We start from the raw sequence: 16464 nt of genomic DNA, 5'->3' as shown, positions 1-16464 counted from the left end.
CGACAGCGGGGACGGTTCGTTTTGTCGCAAAATACCGACAAAACGAACCGTCCCCGCTGTCGCTACTAGCGTTGTGTCATCGTGCCACAACATTGTCCTTGTGCCACACACCATTGCCATTGCATCATATTTCTGACAGGGGGAATGAAATTGGTTAAGAGGTTGGCAACCATAGCTGTGGTTATCGCGCTTGTAGTTGGCAGTATCTTTCACCTCACCTTGCAGCGTAGGGCGGACGATCGCCTCCGCTTATCGTGGGCTGCAGGACGTTTTTTGGCATGTGTGACTCGCGCTGATAAATTTTTTACCAAGGCTGCCACGGCTACTCCTGAAGAGCATGTAGATGCTACTAGGATCGCAGCTGCATGGGTACTAGCAGCGCAACAGGTAAGCCATGCGTTTAACGACGAGCTTAATAGGCAACTCCTATTGGTAGGTCATCCACCTGGAACCGCGATCGACCAATCACCTGTAACCTACTTTATCTATGTTCAGCCGGAGATGATCGCCCGTTATCGCGGCCCGGGAGTAGACCCCGAAATAGATCGCCGAATCCTCCATGCGATTGAGAGTTCACGCATAATCATGACGCATTTGGATAACGAGTTGTTTCGTCGGGTGACAAAAGGCGAATTCGAGAGACCCTTAGCAACATAGAACCCTTACTCTGTCGAACACGCTAATTTTAGGCGAGGAGACTAGGTACGCTTTGACAAGGGGGACGGCAGCTCGAAAGTGACAAACTCTAGAAAATGTCTGAATATGTTATATACATCTGAGGATGCTCAGTGTAAAATTAAGAGAATACAAGTAACATTAGGAGGGGTATCCGTGAAAAGGGTTACTGTTGGAGTCTCCTTACTCGGCAAGGTGACTCCGTCTGGTCGCACCGTTCTACTACTATTGGTCTCCATGCTGTTTTCCGCTGTGATTAGCCCGCAATTTCAGGAATTTGTACAGGCTATGTTCAATACCCAGATTCCTCATGGAATTGTTGTCTATACAGGGATATTGCCGTTCCTTTTCGTCAACGGTGCGCTCATTAGTTTGGTGATTGATTATAAGGAATTCGCGCGCAAAATGGGCTCGTAGGTAGACGCAGAAGACGCGACAGTATGCCGCCCCCGGTGCCGAAGAGGCACGATTTCAACCACAGAGCACACAGAGGCGTGGAAAAGAGAGGAAGATGGAACGATGCCGCTTGCTTAACTAGTTCCTTGTTTCTCTCTTGCTTTTATCTGTGTACTCTGTGGTTAACAAACGTTTCTTCTTCGCATCGATGATTGGAGATGATTTCGCGAAAGAGGGGGGCTTTTCACACAGCCTGCCGTCCCCTTTGTCACAGAATTGCTCGGAAGTAGGTTTTAACGGGAAGTCCTTTGCTTCTCGCGGCTCTCCACGTAGCGGCAGATGCCGGCATAGAGGGCGTCAGCTGTTTTTTGCAGGGTGTCGTACCTTAGCAAAAATTGCTCTTCCGTGGGGTTTGTTAAGAAACCTATTTCTACGAGGATGGACGGTATCTCTGGCTGTGCTCTAATAACATGGAACGCCGCCTGCTTAACGCCCCTGTCTCGCAGGCCAAGTGCGGCCACTAATTCGCCCTGTACGAAAAGGGCCAAACTCGCCGCCTCCACGTTGCCCGTGGCATGAAAAGTCTCCGTGCCATGGGCACTTCTATTTTCATGGGCATTGTAGTGAATGCTGACAAAGAGCTCTGCCTTGCTCACTCGGGTGCGCCTTACTCTTTCGGCCAAAGAGACCGTTTCATCGCCCGGGCGGATATCTACTACCTCCGCCCCCGCTTCACGCAAGCGCGGCGACAGCAGGTCGACTACCTGCCGGGCCAACACTTTTTCGAGTGTGCCAGCCACGCCGACCGCGCCCGGTTGTTGCCCACCATGCCCCGCATCAAGCGCTACAACAAGGCCCTCGAGCTTTTGCTGTGGTGTTTTCCAGGCTAGGCGCAAGCTTTGTTCACCGACACCAATGTCAAGCGGGCGCCCATCTGTATCTAAATTCACGACTAGGTGTCCCGCTTCAGACTGCTTAATTACCAAGCCCCCAATTGGCAGGGCCCACGACGCCCCTAGGAGTGAGAGCCCGTGGGCTGGGTCTTCTCCTGTCGTTAGATGCTCTACCTGACCCGTCCAGTTAATCACTAAAGAATCTCTGGTGATAGTAAGGCCAGTTAGTAACCCCGTGGGGAGAAAAAGATGCAGTTGCTCCGCAAAAGGACGCAAAGTGCCCAAGAACACGGCTGCCAGATCCGCAAGACTTACACAAAGTCTACCATCTACGGTGCGGTGAGCCTCTGCAAAGGTGCGTGGCTGCCCATTTAAGATAATGCCATTGCCTGTAGCGGGGATAAGTAAGAAATTGCTGTGCCAAGTTACCACTACCTGGTTTTCTCTGCTTTGCCAAGCCACTGTGCCACCTAGTACCTGAAATATGGGCCTAATGAAACCAAAAGGCACGCCCGAAAAATATACCAGCGCGCCATCCTCGACTGTGCGACCATTAACAATAAGTTCCGTTGTCGACAAAACTCTACACTCCCCTCTCTGTGAGGCGCCCCTCCTCTAGCAGTGTATGAATTGCCCGTAGTCTCTGTCACAACTACTTAGTGTACTTGTTAGCAACTGCGGAGGCCGCGAAAGAATACGGCTTTACTTGGGCAACTAGGCCATTGGCCACCACCATGCCTACCACCTCGCGGATTAGTTCGCGTGTAGGACCTACATAGCCGGCATCCACATGGATCTCCATACGTAAGCCTGCCAAAAAGCTTCTTGCTAGTTTATCGCGCAAGGCAAACACCACCTCGAGGCTCAGCGAGGTTTCGTAAAACAGCTTTTGCCGCAGACTACGCATGGAGAGGTGCTTGGAGTGCCGGTAAAAATACCGCGCACCTCTGCCCACTCTTTGAATAATGATAGCCGTGACCATGTGGGTACCCTGCTTGGTGTGCGAGTCTGTGCCGATCATGAGGCGATAATCGGCGCTGTGGTCCTCGCGCACATAGTTGGCGATGTCGCCGACCATCTGCTCTAAAGTCATTACGCCGCGCGTGGGACTAACAAACAAAGTGACCCCTCCTAGATGAGCTCTAGCGCCGTATTGGCCAGGGAAACAAAGGCTGCCAGGTCGAGGGTTTCCCCTCGCGCATTTTCAGGGATGTTACATTTTTGCAGTAGGGACTGCACATCGCTGCGCTCCAGATCGAGACCCTGTGACAGGGCGTTATGCAAGGTCTTGCGCCTCTGCCCGAAAGCCGCCCGAACCAACTTAAATAGCAAGTCGGGGCTCTTCACTCCATAATATGCCGCAGGGTTCGTACGCTTCTGCAACATTACGACACTTGACGCCACTTTAGGCGGAGGAAAGAAGCAGTTCGGCGTAATTTTAGCCACGATGCTGACCTCAGAGTAGTACTGCACGGCAAGAGAAAGTGCTCCGTAATCCCCGGTTTGAGGTGTCGCACACATGCGCTCGGCGACTTCTTTTTGCACGAGGATTACTAGCCGCAGAAAAGGTACCGGGCTCTCTAAGAGGGTCATGACCAGTGGCGTAGTCACATAGTACGGCAAGTTGGCCACTACCTTAAAGGGCGGCTCATAGTCTGCGAGAAGTGCCGCGATATCAACTTGCAGGGCATCGGCAAAGTGCACCTTGACATTAGGATGGGACGAAAGGGTGTGGGCGAGAACGGGCGATAGCTTTTTGTCCTTTTCGATGGCGATGACACTCCGCGCGCGTTCCGCTAGTTCACGCGTCAGGGTGCCAAGCCCAGGCCCAACTTCAAGACAAGTGTCATTACTATTTATCTCGGCGGCGTCCACTATTTTAGTTAGGGCGTTTCTGTCCACCAAGAAATTTTGCCCCAAGCCTTTACTGGGCGCTAGCTCAAATTGCCGCAGTAGCTCCGCCACTCGGCTCGGCCTCGTTAAGTCATTCACCAAAGCCACCCCCACGCCCAAGTAAGGCCTCTGCATTCTTCGTCGTAGCCTCTGCAATTCTCTCCGTCTCCACGCCGTGCAAGGCAGCTAAGGCCTCGGCCACGAGGACAACGCGTGCAGGCTCGTTGCGCTGCCCGCGCAGCGGATGAGGCGAGAGATAAGGGCAGTCTGTTTCAATCAGCAAGCGCTCTAGGGGCACGCTTTTGGCCACCGCCTGGAGCTTGTGTGCATTCTGAAAAGTGACCGGACCCGCAAAAGACAAGTAGCCTCCTAAGCGCAAACACTCGCTCGCCACCTCGCTGCTGCCCGAAAAGCAGTGCATGATAAACCCAGCAGGAAAAGGAGCGTGTGCCTTAAGAATTTTGAGCACATCGGCATGCGCGTCGCGGTTATGCACCACAAAGGGTACTGCTAAACTCTTAGCTAAAGCAATTTGCGCCGTAAAGGCCGCCTGCTGCACCTCTTTGCTCCAGGTGTTCCAGTAGTAGTCGAGTCCTACTTCGCCTAGCGCTACCGCCTCGCCCTGCCTAAGCCAAGCCTCTAACTGCTGAAGATTCTCGGGGCTACACTCGGGCGCATCGTGGGGATGAATGCCGACTGTAGCCCAAACGAGGCTGCTGCCCCTAGCCAGCTCTACCGCCCGCTGTGAGGAGACCATGCTGTAGCCAACGGTGACTATGCGCGACACACCCACGGCCCTCGCCCGCTCTAGAACATCCAAGAGGTCAGGGGCAAAACGCTCATCGCAGAGATGAGCGTGACTATCTATAAACACTTTTGTCACTTCACCTTCGACCCAGCCCCTAGTCCGCTCTTAAAGGGTGTTAGCAAGGACAAAATTTCCCCTTGTGAGGCGGCCAAGACCATGCCTTCGGACAGAATGCCGCGAATCTTGGCTGGTTTTAAGTTAGCCACGATGACTACCTGAAGGCCGACTACGTCCTCTGGCTTGTAGTGCTCGGCAATGCCGGCCACCACCGTCCTCATCTCGCCCCCTAAAGATACGGTCAGCTTTAGCAGCTTGTCGGCTTTAGCCACCTTTTCTGCGGCCACAATATCGGCCAAGCGCAAGTCAAGTTTGGCGAAGTCAGCGTAATCGACACTCGGCTCTAAGGGCGGCTCAATTTGTGGCGGCAGCTCTGCCGCGGGCAACTCGACCCGTGGGAAGAGCGCCTCGCCTTTTTTCACTTGTAAGCCTGCCGGCAACAACCCAAACTGCCCCGCGCTCTGCCACTCTACTAGTGCGGCATGCTCCCTGGCAGCTAGGCCCAGCTGCTGCCAAATTCGGCGTGGGGTGCGGGGCATAAAGGGCTCCAGCAACACGCCCACAATGCGCAGCGACTCTGCCAAGTTGTAGAGTACGGTCGCCAGGCGCTCCTTCTTGCCTTCCTTTGCTAAGGCCCAGGGGCTATTGTCGTCGATGTACTTGTTGGCACGGGCAACTACATCTAGTATGGCCCCTAGGGCTAAACTAAACTGCAGATTGTCCATCTCTCTCTCTACTATGGGCAGCGCACCCCGCGCGATACGCACGAGCTCATCGTCCTGCCCCTCTTTCGCGCCTTCATGGGGCGCGGGAAGGACGCCGTCAAAGTACTTTTCCACCATGGCGACAGTGCGACTGACGAGATTGCCTAAGTCGTTGGCCAAATCAGTGTTCAGGCGATTGATAAAGAGCTCCTCGGTAAAGTTGCCGTCACTGCCAAAGGGAATGTCACGCAGTAGGTAGTAACGCAGGGCGTCTGAGCCATATTTTTGCACCAGCAGTCGGGGTGACACCACATTGCCTTTGGATTTTGACATTTTGTCATTGCCAAAGAGCAGCCAACCATGGCCATATACTTTTTTGGGCAGTGGCAAATCTAGCGCCATGAGGATTATCGGCCAGATGATGGCGTGAAACCGCACTATTTCTTTGCCCATCAGGTGCAGGTCGGCAGGCCAGTACTTGGCGAACCCCTCTTCTCCCCACCCATACCCGATGGCAGTTATGTAGTTGCTTAAGGCATCGAGCCATACGTAAATGACATGTTTGTTGTCAAAGGGAACTGGTATGCCCCACTTATGCGTGGTGCGCGATACACAAAGATCAGTGAGCCCTGGCTTTAAGAAGTTGTTAATCATTTCATTGCGCCGGGAGGTTGGCTGTAGAAAGTCTGGGTTCTCCTCCAAGTGTTTGAGCAGCCGATCTTGATACTTGGATAGACGGAAAAAGTAACTTTCCTCAGTCACCCAGTCTACGGATCGCGCGCAGTCAGGGCACTTACCCTCACTCAATTGACGCTCCGTCCAAAAGGCCTCGCAAGAAACACAGTAATGGCCTTGATATTCGCTCTTGTAAATGTCACCTTGGTTGTACAGACGCCTGAAGATGTCTTGGACTGCAGCCACATGGTGGGCGTCGGTCGTGCGTATAAAGACGTCGTAAGAAATATCTAGGGTCTCCCAAATTTCTTTGATGTCCATGACGAGCTCATCGACGAAAACCTGCGGGTCCTTGCCTGCCGCCTGCGCCTTTTGCTCAACTTTCTGACCATGCTCATCAGTGCCCGTGAGAAAACAGACATCTAGCCCCTTGAGTCGCTTGAACCGCGCTAGAGCATCCGCGATTACGGTAGTGTAAGCATGTCCAACATGGATATTAGCGTTGGTGTAGTAGAGTGGTGTGGTGACGTAGAACTTATTTTTCGTCATTGAAATGCTCTCCTTACGTCGTAAATTTACTAGAGTACCGCTAAAATGGCGCTAGTGGTGAGTGCAAAAAAACCACCTATAAGAAAATCTTTTAATGACAATATATTGACAGCTATTGGTAGCATTGGTATACTATTTTCTGGGTGTAGAATTATGTCGAAATTTGTAGAGGAGGAAATTAACAATGAAATCAACAGGTATAGTCCGCAAAGTAGATGAACTAGGTAGGGTGGTTATTCCTATCGAACTCCGCCGCACATTGGGTATCGAGGAAAAGGATTCTCTCGAGATTTACGTGGACAACGAAAAGATCATTCTCAAGAAGTACGAGCCTGCCTGCATTTTCTGCCACAGTGCAGCAGACATGGTGAATTACAAGAACAAGAACATCTGTCGCGAATGCCTAGGCATAATGAATAACCAAAAGTAATCATATGGGCGCTTAGGCGCCTTTTTTTTGCCCTTTTTTCTCTTCGTCTTTCAAGAATCGCTCTTTTGCTCTTGCTTGCTTAGGCGGACCGCCAGGGCATAGAGCAACGCCCGGGGCGCACCGCCAAGCTTTGCAGCATGCCGACTCGCTTGTGCAGGCGAAAGCCCCTGCTCTAGCAACATGGTCACTAAGGCTTCGCTGTCTTGTTTTTCCGCAGGCAGACCTTCTTTATTCCTGATGGCTCCCTCAACTACTAGCACGAGCTCCCCGCGCACGCCGCTAGACTTAACTGTCTCTAGTAGGGCGGCCAGGGAGCCACGCTTAACCTCCTCAAATGCTTTGGTGAGTTCTCGCGCCAGAGCGACCTTCCTATCCCCAAAGATCTGTACCATGTCGGTCAAGGTGTCCTCTAGTCTGTGTGGGGCCTCGTAAAAGACCATGGTGCGCTCTTCGTCAAGCAAATTTACCAGCACTTCGCGCCGCTCTTGGCGACTGCGCGGCAAGAAGCCTTCGAAGGCAAACCGGCCTGTCGGTAAGCCGGAAACAACCAAGGCCGCCACTCCGGCCATGGGCCCGGGAACTATGACCACCCTTATGCCTTTTTCTATACAAGTAGCTATAATTTCTTCGCCAGGGTCAGATATGCCTGGCATGCCCGCGTCGCTGATTAAGGCAATGTTCTTACCCGCTAAGAGCGCCGCCACTAAGTAATCGGACCGCGACTGCTTGCTGTGCTCATGGTAGCTGGTAAGCTCAGTCTCGATAGCAAAGTGGCGCATGAGCTGCAAACTATGCCTAGTGTCCTCGGCTGCCACTATGTCCACAGTACGAAGCGTGGTCAAGAGCCGCAGCGAGACATCTTGAAGATTGCCGATAGGCGTGGCACACACATAGAGCGTTCCTGTCATCTCAACTCTCCCCCAGCATAAAGCTCTTGTAGCTCGCAGGTGTATGTCCCATCTGCCTTGTGGATGTAAATAGGCACCCCTACTTTGAGCAGGGGCTTGGCGTCTCTGACGGCTTCGAGAAGCACTAGGCTACTCGGAGCCTGAACCTTAGTATGCACAAAACGCAAAAGCTTCGGTTCAAGGCGGTTCTCCCGCAAAGTTATGAGTATGTCAGCTAACCGACAGGCGCGGTGCACCATAGCTAGTCGGCCACCTGTTGGTAGCAAGTAAGCGGCAGCTCGCACTACCTCGGCCAAGGTGAGCGTCACTTCATGGCGCGCCATGCTACGCGCGTCCTTACCGCTTGTTTCCCCTTGTCCGAGCGGCAAGTAAGGCGGATTGACCGTCACCAAATTGAACCTTTGTGTTGGGAACAGCTGCCTGACCTGTCGCACATCCCCATTCACTACTTCAATGCTCTCCTCTAAGCGATTAAGACGCATACTTCTCCCTGCGCGCTCCGCTGTTTCGGCACAGAGCTCGAGACCCACTTGTTTAAGGCCCTTGGCCCTAGTGGAGAGCAAGAGAGGAATGATTCCACTGCCTGTGCAGAGATCCATCACGCGGTCATAGTTCTGCACCGGCGCAAAATGCGCCAAAAGCACGGCATCGAGAGAAAAACAAAAAAAGCTAGGGTTTTGTATAATCCGCAACCCGCCGCGCTCGAGGTTGTCGATGCGCTCGCCTGGTTCGATAAACTCAGGAGGCCTATTGTTCATCTCAGTTGCACCAGCTTGACGCGGTGATTGCGCATGTCTGCCAGAAAATAGGCCGCTTGAGAAGGGTAGTAAGCTACTGCCTGGGGCCCATAAACCTCTCCTTCTCCGCTGCCAAAATTACCCCTAGCGAACAGGGGAGCTCCCTCTAAGGAGAATTGCTGCACTCTGTTATTAATAGTGTCTACAACATAGAAGACATCTTCACTATCAACTACAATGTCCGCGGCCCCACCCAAGAAGCCCATGTCCTCTAACACACCTAGTTGCCCCAGTCGAGTGCCCCGCTCGCCATGTACGCCAAGCGTCTGCCCCTCTCTGTCTGTGCGGATGATTTGACCAGCCAGAGAGTTGAGAATGAGCAGGGTGTTGTCCGGCAAAAAGGCCAGTCCCCCCGGCCAGATCTCGGCATCGAGAGCTACTTCATGAGAAAATTCTCCGTTCGCAGCAAAGACAAGCAGGCGGTGTCTAAATGTGTCGCTAACCCAGATCTGCCCCTCGCCGTCAATCTCTATGGCTTGCGGCCCTAATTCGGTGCCAAAGGGGCTGACCACGCCAAAGCCACCCCAGGGGCTACTGTCTTCGCCAATCACGTTCTGTAGCCCACCTGCGCTCGTAAACACTAAGATGCGTCGCTCGGTCAGCACATACAAGAGGCCGTTAAAAGTAGCTAGGCGCACTGCGCCGCCTAGGTCGGCGCGCACAATGGTCGACCCTTGTCCAGATGCTAAGTCGTGGCGGTAGATTTGCATTGCTCTGTTCATGCCCACTTGCGAGCCTAAAATGTAGAGCGCATCCCCAGCGAGGGCTAAATCGCGTGGGAAGAGAAACTTGGCCTCTGCGGCGAGTATTTCTTGCCGCCCTGCTTGCCGCCCATTGGTGACGCTAAAGCTCTCGATTTTGCCGGTGAGAAAATTGCTGACATAGATTTTGCCATCAGGCCCTAGGGCGATGTCAGCGATGTCGGCCCCCGCTTGATTTTCGAGCCTCGTGTTCAGCCTGACTTCCCATATTTTTGCGCCGTCGGGCGAAAGCGCAAGTAGTGTTTGCTGGGCCGCGTCTACCACCAAGAAGTTACCTTCGGCATCAACTACGACACTAGTGGGGTAGGGCGCGACGTCGCCCGCCTTAGGCAATGGCAGGGCGAGGTCGAAGTCGCTATGCTCACCTAGGCGCACCAATCGCCCGTGCACAGAGTCCGCTACCCATACTCGTCCTTCGCGCATAACTAGGCCAGAGGGCCCCATGTGAAACTCCGATGGGGCGACCCCGAGAAAGATATCCTCTTGTCTGCCTCGTGTAGAGGCGAGCACCCGCCCTCGCCGGTCGATATGCAGCAAGCTATCTAGAGAAAGCACGTAGAAACCTGCCTCTGTAGCGATGATGCTCGTCGCCCAATCTACGGTAAACCGCTCATCAAAGTGTGATAGATCCATCCGCCTTATGCGGACGCCCGCCTCGTTAAAAACCACAATCGCCGGAGAGGCATCAAGCACTACCACATTGCCCTCAGGGTCAAGAGTTATATCCATCACTTGTGCTAAGCCTTCGCTACCTAAGGCGCCAAAACCGTACTTGAACTCACCTTGCAGCGAAAATGCTTTGATTACAGGCTGCGTGGCCAGTCGATCTACGACAAAAATCCTGTCCTTAGCCACGGCTACTTGGCCAGGCCAACCCAACTGCTGCGGGGGCAAGCCCTCTAGGGTGCTAATAACCTGAAGCGGTACTTCAGCTGTTCGACGTGCCTCTACTCGCGGCCTCATTTGTTGCCCAAAGTCTACCACTGTGGTCACATAGCCCACTACACCTAGTAGCACGGCTAACATAGACAGCAAGTAAGTGCGCGTCATTCTATCTATGCCTAACGTGACCACCACCTCCCTGCTCGCAAAGTCACGCCACTCTGCTACTCTTTTTCGTCCGCTACAGCCCTAGTCTTGCAGCAAGTATGCCCTTCACCCTCGGTACACTGCGGCCTGGTGGTCGTGCCGAGTGCGGCAAGTACCTCCGGCAAATTACATTCATACCGCAAGCAGCACATTAGTCGTCCGCACAACCCAGAAATCTTGGCCGGGTTGAGAGATAGATGCTGCTCTTTGGCCATTTTAATGGATACGGGGGCAAAATCACCGAGAAAAGTAGCACAGCAAAGCATGCGCCCACAGGGACCTAAGCCGCCTAACATCTTGGCCTCATCGCGCACCCCGATTTGCCTGAGTTCGATCCGAGTCTTAAACACAGCCGCTAGGTCTTTAACTAGTTCTCTAAAATCTACTCTGCCCTCAGCCGTAAAATAAAAGAGAATCTTCGAGCCGTCAAAGGCCGATTCCACATCTACTAGCTTCATCTCTAGCTTGTGCGCGGCAATCTTCTCTTGCGCCACGACAAAGGCTTCTTCTTCAAACTTCTCTTTAGCGACAACCCTCGCCTGGTCTTCTGCCGTGGCTTTGCGGACCACGCCTTTAAGCGGCGCGACCACAGCTTCGCTCTGCACTTCCCGGGGCTGGCTCGCCACCTCGCCATACTCGAGCCCTCGCGCGGTCTCAACAACGCAAAAATCCCCCACCTCAAGGGGAATCCCCATGGGATCGAAATGATAGACTTTACCTAAGCGCTTAAAGCGCACACCTATGACCTCTGGCAATTGACAACCTCTCCTCTACCTGCCCACCACGAGCAGCTGATCGAGCACCAAACGTTTGCTTATCCCGGGCCCCCACTGCACCAGCAAGCCGTACAGTGCATTTAGCTTTGCCTGGAGCTCGCTTAAATCGTAAGAGGCAGCTTGCTTCTCTAGCTCACCCCTACTCACCCAGGCCACATGGCGCTCTAGGCCTAGTTTACAGTATATTAGATCGCGCATCCATACCGCGAGGTAGTACACATAGTCATAGAGAGCTTCCTGTTCTTTCTCTAGCTTGACCAAGTAGCTGAGTCTTTCTTCGCGAGTGAGCTCTAGGTACCCCGCCACCCACTCCTCTAGAGCCAAGAGCCCCTTGCCCTCGTCCTCTAAGAGTCGCAAGGCCTCACCCGGGCTACCGAAAGAGAGTCGTGCCACTTTCATCATTTGCGCCTTATCATACGCAGCGGGGCCTACTTTCTCGAGCACCTCTAGAGTCTGTGCCTGATCGAGTGCGCCAAAGTGTATCGTTTGGCACCGCGAACGAATTGTCGGCAAGACACTCGGGGTGTTAGCCAGCAAAATGATGACCACCGAGGGTGGGGGTTCTTCAAGAATTTGCAGCAAACTATTTGCTGCCTGCGGAGTAAGCTTGTCCGCCCTATGCACAATATACACCTTGCGCATACCTACTAAGGGCGTCAGAAGGGCATTTTGCTTTAGCTCGCGCATTTGATCGATGAGCACGCTAGGTGTGCCGGCCTGCACCTCCGTAATCTCTGGGTGCGGCAGGGGCCCTCTGCTAGCGACAATGCCCCTCGCAAAAGCCTCCGCCATAGCTCTTTTGCCTACACCTTTGGGCCCCAAAAACAGGTAGGCATGTCCAATTTTGCCGCTGTCTATGGCGCGCCCCAGTGTTTCTGTTATACGCTTATGCGAAACGATGTCCTGCCACAAGAGCAAAACCTCCCTAGTAACGATGAAACTCGGCCACGTCTACGACGAACACTGTGGCTCCACCTACTAAAACTTCTATCGGATAGGGCACGTAGGACTCTACGGCACCACTGCCCATGGGCGCCATGGGGGTGACCAGCTCTTCCCTCGCCTGGCAAATATCGCGGATAGCAGCCAGCACAGTGGGTACGTCTCGGTCTTCTACACCGACTAGGAGAGTGGTGTTGCCAGCCTTAAGAAAGCCACCCGTGCTGGCCAATTTAGTGGCCCTAAAACCCTTCTCTACCAGCACTTCTACGAGACTCTGACTATCTTTGTCTTGGACTACGGCTATAACCAACTTCACTGCCTGTCTCCCCTTTCTAATTGGTGTACTTTACTCATTATACCACGGGTAATCTCCTCGACAGAATCATCAGCATTAAGTAGCACCACGCGCCGAGGAAAAAGCTCTGCTAGGCGCAGATACCCCTCCGCGACACGCTCCTGATAAACAAAATCGCGGGATTCTATGCGGTCTGTCGTTGTTTTAGTCTTACTGAGCTTCATGTTAAGTCTCTCCCTCGCCTTACTGGCGCTCTGGTAGAGAACTATGGTCAGGTCGGGCAGCAGCCCGCCCGTTGCCACTAAATTAACCTCGAGAACTTGGTCCATCCCAAGCGCGAGCCCCACCCCCTGGTACACGAGGCTAGAATCAATAAAGCGGTCGCAAATGACAGAAACACCTGCCTCGAGGTGCGGCCTCACTACTTCATCGACATGCTGTGCACGGCTGGCGGCGTAGAGCAGCATTTCTGTGCGTGGGCTCATGCCGCAACTAGACGGGGAAAGCAGCATCTCGCGAATCGCCTCGCCTAGCGGCGTGCCGCCCGGCTCGCGGGTAAGTATGGATTTAACTCCTTGTTGCGCCAACTCTTTTTGCACGGCTCTGGCTTGTGTTGTTTTTCCGCAGCCGTCTGGACCCTCGAGCGAAATAAATAACCCCTTAGGAGCCCTTGTCATGGACTAACACCTTCACTTCTCTGGCCTGACTCTCGCCCTTGCTCGGGGAAGTGTCTCGCCTCGACATAATGTACTCTACGCATTCTTCTGTAAACATTTGCCCCGGCCAAATAACAGGAATACCGGGGGGATAGGGTGTGACTGGTGCGCCGGCGATTCTGCCGCAGGCTTCGTTAAGGGGAATGCCTACTTTCTCCTGCCAGTAGGCCTCTGCAGGGCGCAAAACTGTGGGACAAAGCGGCAGAGGTAGCGATTCTGGGGGCGAAAATACTGGGCTTACGGTGCAGGGCAGATGAGAAACGGCCTCTTTCAGGCACATGAGGGCCTCTTCTCCATCGTACAGGCCCCAAACCAGGGTGACAACATGTGGCTCCACCATTTCGGGCCATACCCCGCGCCGCACAAGCAGCCGCTCTAGTTCGTAACCACTTAGTCCAAGCTTAGCACAATCTATAACTAAGCGCAGGGGATCTTGCCGGTACGGCAGGGGCGGAGTAAAGCAGGGCAGTAACTGACGGGCCAACTGAGCCACCCGCACAGCCTCTGTGAGTAGCGGCGGACCCTTTCTTTGCATATTCGCTCGCGCTAGATCTAGCGATGCGAGCAAGGGATAGGAGGGCGAGGTAGATTGCACCAACCTTAGCGCCTCTTTGCTTCTCTCAGCCCACTGCTCGGCCATACAGTGCAGCCAGGCCGCACCTGTCAGGGCTGTCCCCGTTTTGTGTACGCTTTGCACCACAAGGTCAGCGCCTTGCCGGACAGCTGAGAAAGGGGCCTTGTCCGCCAACAAGAGGTGCGTACCGTGCGCTTCGTCCACCAAGAGGGGCACACCAAACTCGCGGCAAACAACTGAGAGCGCGGCAACATCGCCACAAACCCCATGATAGGTGGGATGAACTAGCACCACGAGCGAGGCTTGTGTAGTGCTAAGCACCTGCCTGAGCGCAGCGGGCGTAAACCCGAGAGGAATACCTAGGCGGTTATCTAGTGATACCGGTACAAAAACGGGGCAAAGATCGCCGAGCACACAAGCGTGAAAGAGGCTTAAGTGAGCATTTTGCGGCAAGACTACCTGAGACCCCCGCGCACAACAGGCTAGCACAGCGGCGATCAGCGCGGCGCTACTCCCATTAGTCGTAAAATGCGTGGCTCTCGCCCCCGCCCACTCTGCCGCCAAGGCTTCCGCTGCCAAAATCGGTCCACTCGGACAGAGCAGGTTATCTAGCCCTGGGAGCTCGGTCAAATCATAAGGCGCCCAGTCCGCCCTAAACTCACTTGGCAAACCGCGCCCGCCCTTGTGCCCAGGCACATGAAAAGGGTAGGAGGCGCGGCTATGGTGCTCTTTTATAGCTTCCCACAGCGGGGCACGGTTACTAATATTCATGCATTAGTAAACCCCTGCCAGACAACTTTGAGCTTGTTTAACAGAACATTGTAGTCTTCGCTCTGACTGTCTGCGCCAATTATGGCGAGCTCGCACTCGTCACAGACGAACTGCTGACAAATGCTAAGCCCCTGGCGCTTACTTTGGCCACAAATGACACATGCGCTCACTTCCAAACGAAGCACCTCCTCTAAGACTCTTTGCCGCATCACTATCAAGTGATGCGCAAGTTACTCTTCCAGTGGCCGCGGTAGTAGCGATAGCTACTCAAGCCAAAGCGAAAAAACAAATCTATGGTCATCGCCACCCAAACTCCGGTGATTCCTAACCCCAAGTTCTGGCTCAGAAAAAATGCCAACGGCAACCGAATGAGCCACAACCCGATACCACCGATATACATAGGGGCCTTAGTATCTCCTGCGCCGCGTAGCGCGCCGTTTAGTACTCCGGCGATTTGCTGCGGGAACTGCGCTACGGCCATCAGGCTCAAGTAAATGGCCCCCAGGCGAATCACCTCGGCATCTTGTGTCAAGAAGCCCATAATCATTTCGGGCACAAAAAAGAGTATTGATGCCGTTAGCACGGTCAAAATGAGGCAGTAGCGTAGAATCTCAGCCACATACCTCGCGGCCTGGCGCGGATTCTCTGCCCCTAGGCTCTGGCCCACGAAAGCTGTGGCCGCAATGCCAAAACCTACTGCAGGCATGTAGCTCAGGCTTTCTGCCGTCAGGCCAAGCTGGTGAGCCGCTAGCTCCTCCGTGCCAAAGCCGACGATAAGCCTCATGAGCACAATAGTGGCGGCCTGCCAAAAAATCATCTCGGCAGCAGCCGGCACACCAATCTTCAGTATGGACCGTACGAGCTTCGTGTCTAGAACATACCCCTTAAACAAGGCAAACGAAAATTCGCTGCCGCTGGCCAAAAAATACAGCGCCAGCACGGCGCCAACGCTCTGTGCGCTGATGGTAGCAATGGCTGCCCCGCGCAGGCCAAGGGCCGGAAACCCGAAGTGCCCGTAAATGAGCACATAATTGGCGCAGACACTGATGATGTTGACCACTAAGGCCACAGTCATGGGAGTGCGCGTATTGCCCGCCCCACGCATCGCGGCGCCGACCACTTGCATGACGGCCATAAACGGCATGCCCCAGGCCACCAATGCCAAGAAACTGAAACTCATATCGAGAGTATATGCCTCAGCCCGAAATAAGGTGACCATTAGCCAGCGTGCCTGCCACACTACGAGCAGGGTGAGAACGCACACTAGCACAATAGCCACGACTAGAGCCTGCTGCGCCGTACGCCTGGCCGCCTCTTTGTCGCCGGCGCCTACGGCGCGAGCTATAAGGACCGTTGCTCCTGTGCCGATAGAGGCAAAAATCGCCCACACTATCTGTGTGACACGATTAGAGAGGCCCACCGCTCCCACTGCGCCGGGCCCGACATGCCCAATCATGGCCATCGCCACCATACCTACAGTCATCTGGAGAGTGCTCTCTAGTGTAGCAGGCCAAACCATACGCAAAATATTCTTCCGCATGGCTCGCTGTGTTAGTTCCTCTTGCTGCTTGACTTTACCTGCGGCTTGGGCCAAGCTGAGCCCTCCTTTAACGCCTTCAATTCTCCCTGATTATATCATCAGAACCTGTCTCTACCCACAAAAAAATCGCGCTTCCACAGGGTGGCGTAAAAGCGCGCTAAAACGGTGACACTTTCTGCAGAGGGTCACGTCTTATGATTGATAATAATGGTAGG

Annotated in this window: 18 protein-coding genes; 3 read left to right on the top strand and 15 right to left on the bottom strand. The window is 53.9% G+C overall.

What is annotated here, in order from left to right:
• The first annotated feature begins 150 nt into the window (after nt 1–150).
• Nucleotides 151–657, top strand: coding sequence for a hypothetical protein (locus tag KGZ92_07835; protein MBS3889176.1), 507 nt, complete (start codon nt 151–153; stop codon nt 655–657).
• A gap of 174 nt (nt 658–831) precedes the next feature.
• Nucleotides 832–1092, top strand: a complete 261-nt coding sequence (locus KGZ92_07830) for a hypothetical protein (protein MBS3889175.1) — start codon at nt 832–834, stop codon at nt 1090–1092.
• A 272-nt stretch (nt 1093–1364) separates the two neighbouring features.
• On the opposite strand, the gene KGZ92_07825 is transcribed toward KGZ92_07830, so the two are convergent.
• The 5 genes from KGZ92_07825 to metG form a co-directional block, all read right to left on the bottom strand.
• Nucleotides 1365–2543, bottom strand: a complete 1179-nt coding sequence (locus KGZ92_07825) for an N-acetylmuramoyl-L-alanine amidase (GenBank protein MBS3889174.1) — start codon at nt 2541–2543, stop codon at nt 1365–1367.
• 73 nt (nt 2544–2616) lie between these two features.
• Nucleotides 2617–3057 carry a ribonuclease H-like YkuK family protein gene (locus tag KGZ92_07820; protein MBS3889173.1) on the bottom strand — a complete coding sequence of 147 codons (441 nt, stop codon included), beginning with the start codon at nt 3055–3057 and terminating at the stop codon, nt 2617–2619.
• 38 nt (nt 3058–3095) lie between these two features.
• Nucleotides 3096–3992, bottom strand: coding sequence for a 16S rRNA (adenine(1518)-N(6)/adenine(1519)-N(6))-dimethyltransferase RsmA (gene rsmA, locus KGZ92_07815; protein MBS3889172.1), 897 nt, complete (start codon nt 3990–3992; stop codon nt 3096–3098).
• Nucleotides 3949–4731: a TatD family hydrolase gene (locus KGZ92_07810; GenBank protein ID MBS3889171.1), complete on the bottom strand. Its 783-nt coding sequence runs from the start codon at nt 4729–4731 to the stop codon at nt 3949–3951. The genes rsmA and KGZ92_07810 overlap by 44 nt, the downstream gene beginning before the upstream one ends.
• Nucleotides 4732–4736: 5 nt before the next feature.
• On the bottom strand, nt 4737–6650 hold the full coding sequence (gene metG, locus KGZ92_07805; protein MBS3889170.1) for a methionine--tRNA ligase: 1914 nt from the start codon (nt 6648–6650) through the stop codon (nt 4737–4739).
• Nucleotides 6651–6834: 184 nt separating this feature from the next.
• Between metG and KGZ92_07800 the strand changes: the two genes are divergently transcribed.
• Nucleotides 6835–7080, top strand: coding sequence for an AbrB/MazE/SpoVT family DNA-binding domain-containing protein (locus tag KGZ92_07800; GenBank protein MBS3889169.1), 246 nt, complete (start codon nt 6835–6837; stop codon nt 7078–7080).
• 50 nt (nt 7081–7130) lie between these two features.
• Here KGZ92_07800 and rsmI read toward each other — a convergent pair whose 3' ends face one another.
• The 10 genes from rsmI to KGZ92_07750 are packed head-to-tail and all read right to left on the bottom strand — an operon-like array spanning nt 7131 to nt 16303.
• Nucleotides 7131–7988 carry a 16S rRNA (cytidine(1402)-2'-O)-methyltransferase gene (gene rsmI / locus KGZ92_07795; GenBank protein ID MBS3889168.1) on the bottom strand — a complete coding sequence of 286 codons (858 nt, stop codon included), beginning with the start codon at nt 7986–7988 and terminating at the stop codon, nt 7131–7133.
• Nucleotides 7985–8746: a tRNA1(Val) (adenine(37)-N6)-methyltransferase gene (locus tag KGZ92_07790; protein MBS3889167.1), complete on the bottom strand. Its 762-nt coding sequence runs from the start codon at nt 8744–8746 to the stop codon at nt 7985–7987. Before KGZ92_07790 ends, rsmI begins: the two co-directional genes overlap by 4 nt.
• Entirely contained in the window at nt 8743–10620 is a 1878-nt protein-coding gene (locus KGZ92_07785; protein MBS3889166.1) for a hypothetical protein, read from the bottom strand. The genes KGZ92_07790 and KGZ92_07785 overlap by 4 nt, the downstream gene beginning before the upstream one ends.
• Before the next feature lie 32 nt (nt 10621–10652).
• Nucleotides 10653–11390, bottom strand: coding sequence for a stage 0 sporulation family protein (locus KGZ92_07780; GenBank protein ID MBS3889165.1), 738 nt, complete (start codon nt 11388–11390; stop codon nt 10653–10655).
• 15 nt (nt 11391–11405) lie between these two features.
• Nucleotides 11406–12323, bottom strand: a complete 918-nt coding sequence (locus KGZ92_07775) for a hypothetical protein (protein MBS3889164.1) — start codon at nt 12321–12323, stop codon at nt 11406–11408.
• Between the two features lie 13 nt (nt 12324–12336).
• On the bottom strand, nt 12337–12669 hold the full coding sequence (locus tag KGZ92_07770; protein ID MBS3889163.1) for a cyclic-di-AMP receptor: 333 nt from the start codon (nt 12667–12669) through the stop codon (nt 12337–12339).
• A complete protein-coding gene (locus KGZ92_07765) occupies nt 12666–13325 on the bottom strand; it encodes a dTMP kinase (GenBank protein MBS3889162.1) in 660 nt (219 codons plus the stop codon). The genes KGZ92_07770 and KGZ92_07765 overlap by 4 nt, the downstream gene beginning before the upstream one ends.
• A complete protein-coding gene (locus tag KGZ92_07760; protein MBS3889161.1) occupies nt 13309–14709 on the bottom strand; it encodes an aminotransferase class I/II-fold pyridoxal phosphate-dependent enzyme in 1401 nt (466 codons plus the stop codon). Before KGZ92_07760 ends, KGZ92_07765 begins: the two co-directional genes overlap by 17 nt.
• Entirely contained in the window at nt 14706–14885 is a 180-nt protein-coding gene (locus KGZ92_07755; protein ID MBS3889160.1) for a hypothetical protein, read from the bottom strand. The genes KGZ92_07760 and KGZ92_07755 overlap by 4 nt, the downstream gene beginning before the upstream one ends.
• A 38-nt stretch (nt 14886–14923) precedes the next feature.
• Entirely contained in the window at nt 14924–16303 is a 1380-nt protein-coding gene (locus KGZ92_07750) for an MATE family efflux transporter (GenBank protein MBS3889159.1), read from the bottom strand.
• Between the last annotated feature and the right edge of the window lie 161 nt (nt 16304–16464).

The organism is Bacillota bacterium (genome assembly GCA_018333655.1).
In the GTDB taxonomy this organism is placed as follows: domain Bacteria; phylum Bacillota; class UBA994; order UBA994; family UBA994; genus BS524.
The sequence above is the reverse complement of the archived record's forward strand: the minus strand, read 5'-3'. Positions and strand labels throughout refer to the sequence as shown.

Coding starts and splice junctions, on each gene's coding strand:
- KGZ92_07790 (MBS3889167.1), bottom strand. CDS start 8,746: ATGAACAATAGGCCTCCTGAGTTTATCGAACCAGGCGAGCGCATCGAC.
- KGZ92_07765 (MBS3889162.1), bottom strand. CDS start 13,325: ATGACAAGGGCTCCTAAGGGGTTATTTATTTCGCTCGAGGGTCCAGAC.
- rsmI (MBS3889168.1), bottom strand. CDS start 7,988: ATGACAGGAACGCTCTATGTGTGTGCCACGCCTATCGGCAATCTTCAA.
- rsmA (MBS3889172.1), bottom strand. CDS start 3,992: ATGCAGAGGCCTTACTTGGGCGTGGGGGTGGCTTTGGTGAATGACTTA.
- KGZ92_07800 (MBS3889169.1), top strand. CDS start 6,835: ATGAAATCAACAGGTATAGTCCGCAAAGTAGATGAACTAGGTAGGGTG.
- metG (MBS3889170.1), bottom strand. CDS start 6,650: ATGACGAAAAATAAGTTCTACGTCACCACACCACTCTACTACACCAAC.
- KGZ92_07760 (MBS3889161.1), bottom strand. CDS start 14,709: ATGAATATTAGTAACCGTGCCCCGCTGTGGGAAGCTATAAAAGAGCAC.
- KGZ92_07820 (MBS3889173.1), bottom strand. CDS start 3,057: ATGACTTTAGAGCAGATGGTCGGCGACATCGCCAACTATGTGCGCGAG.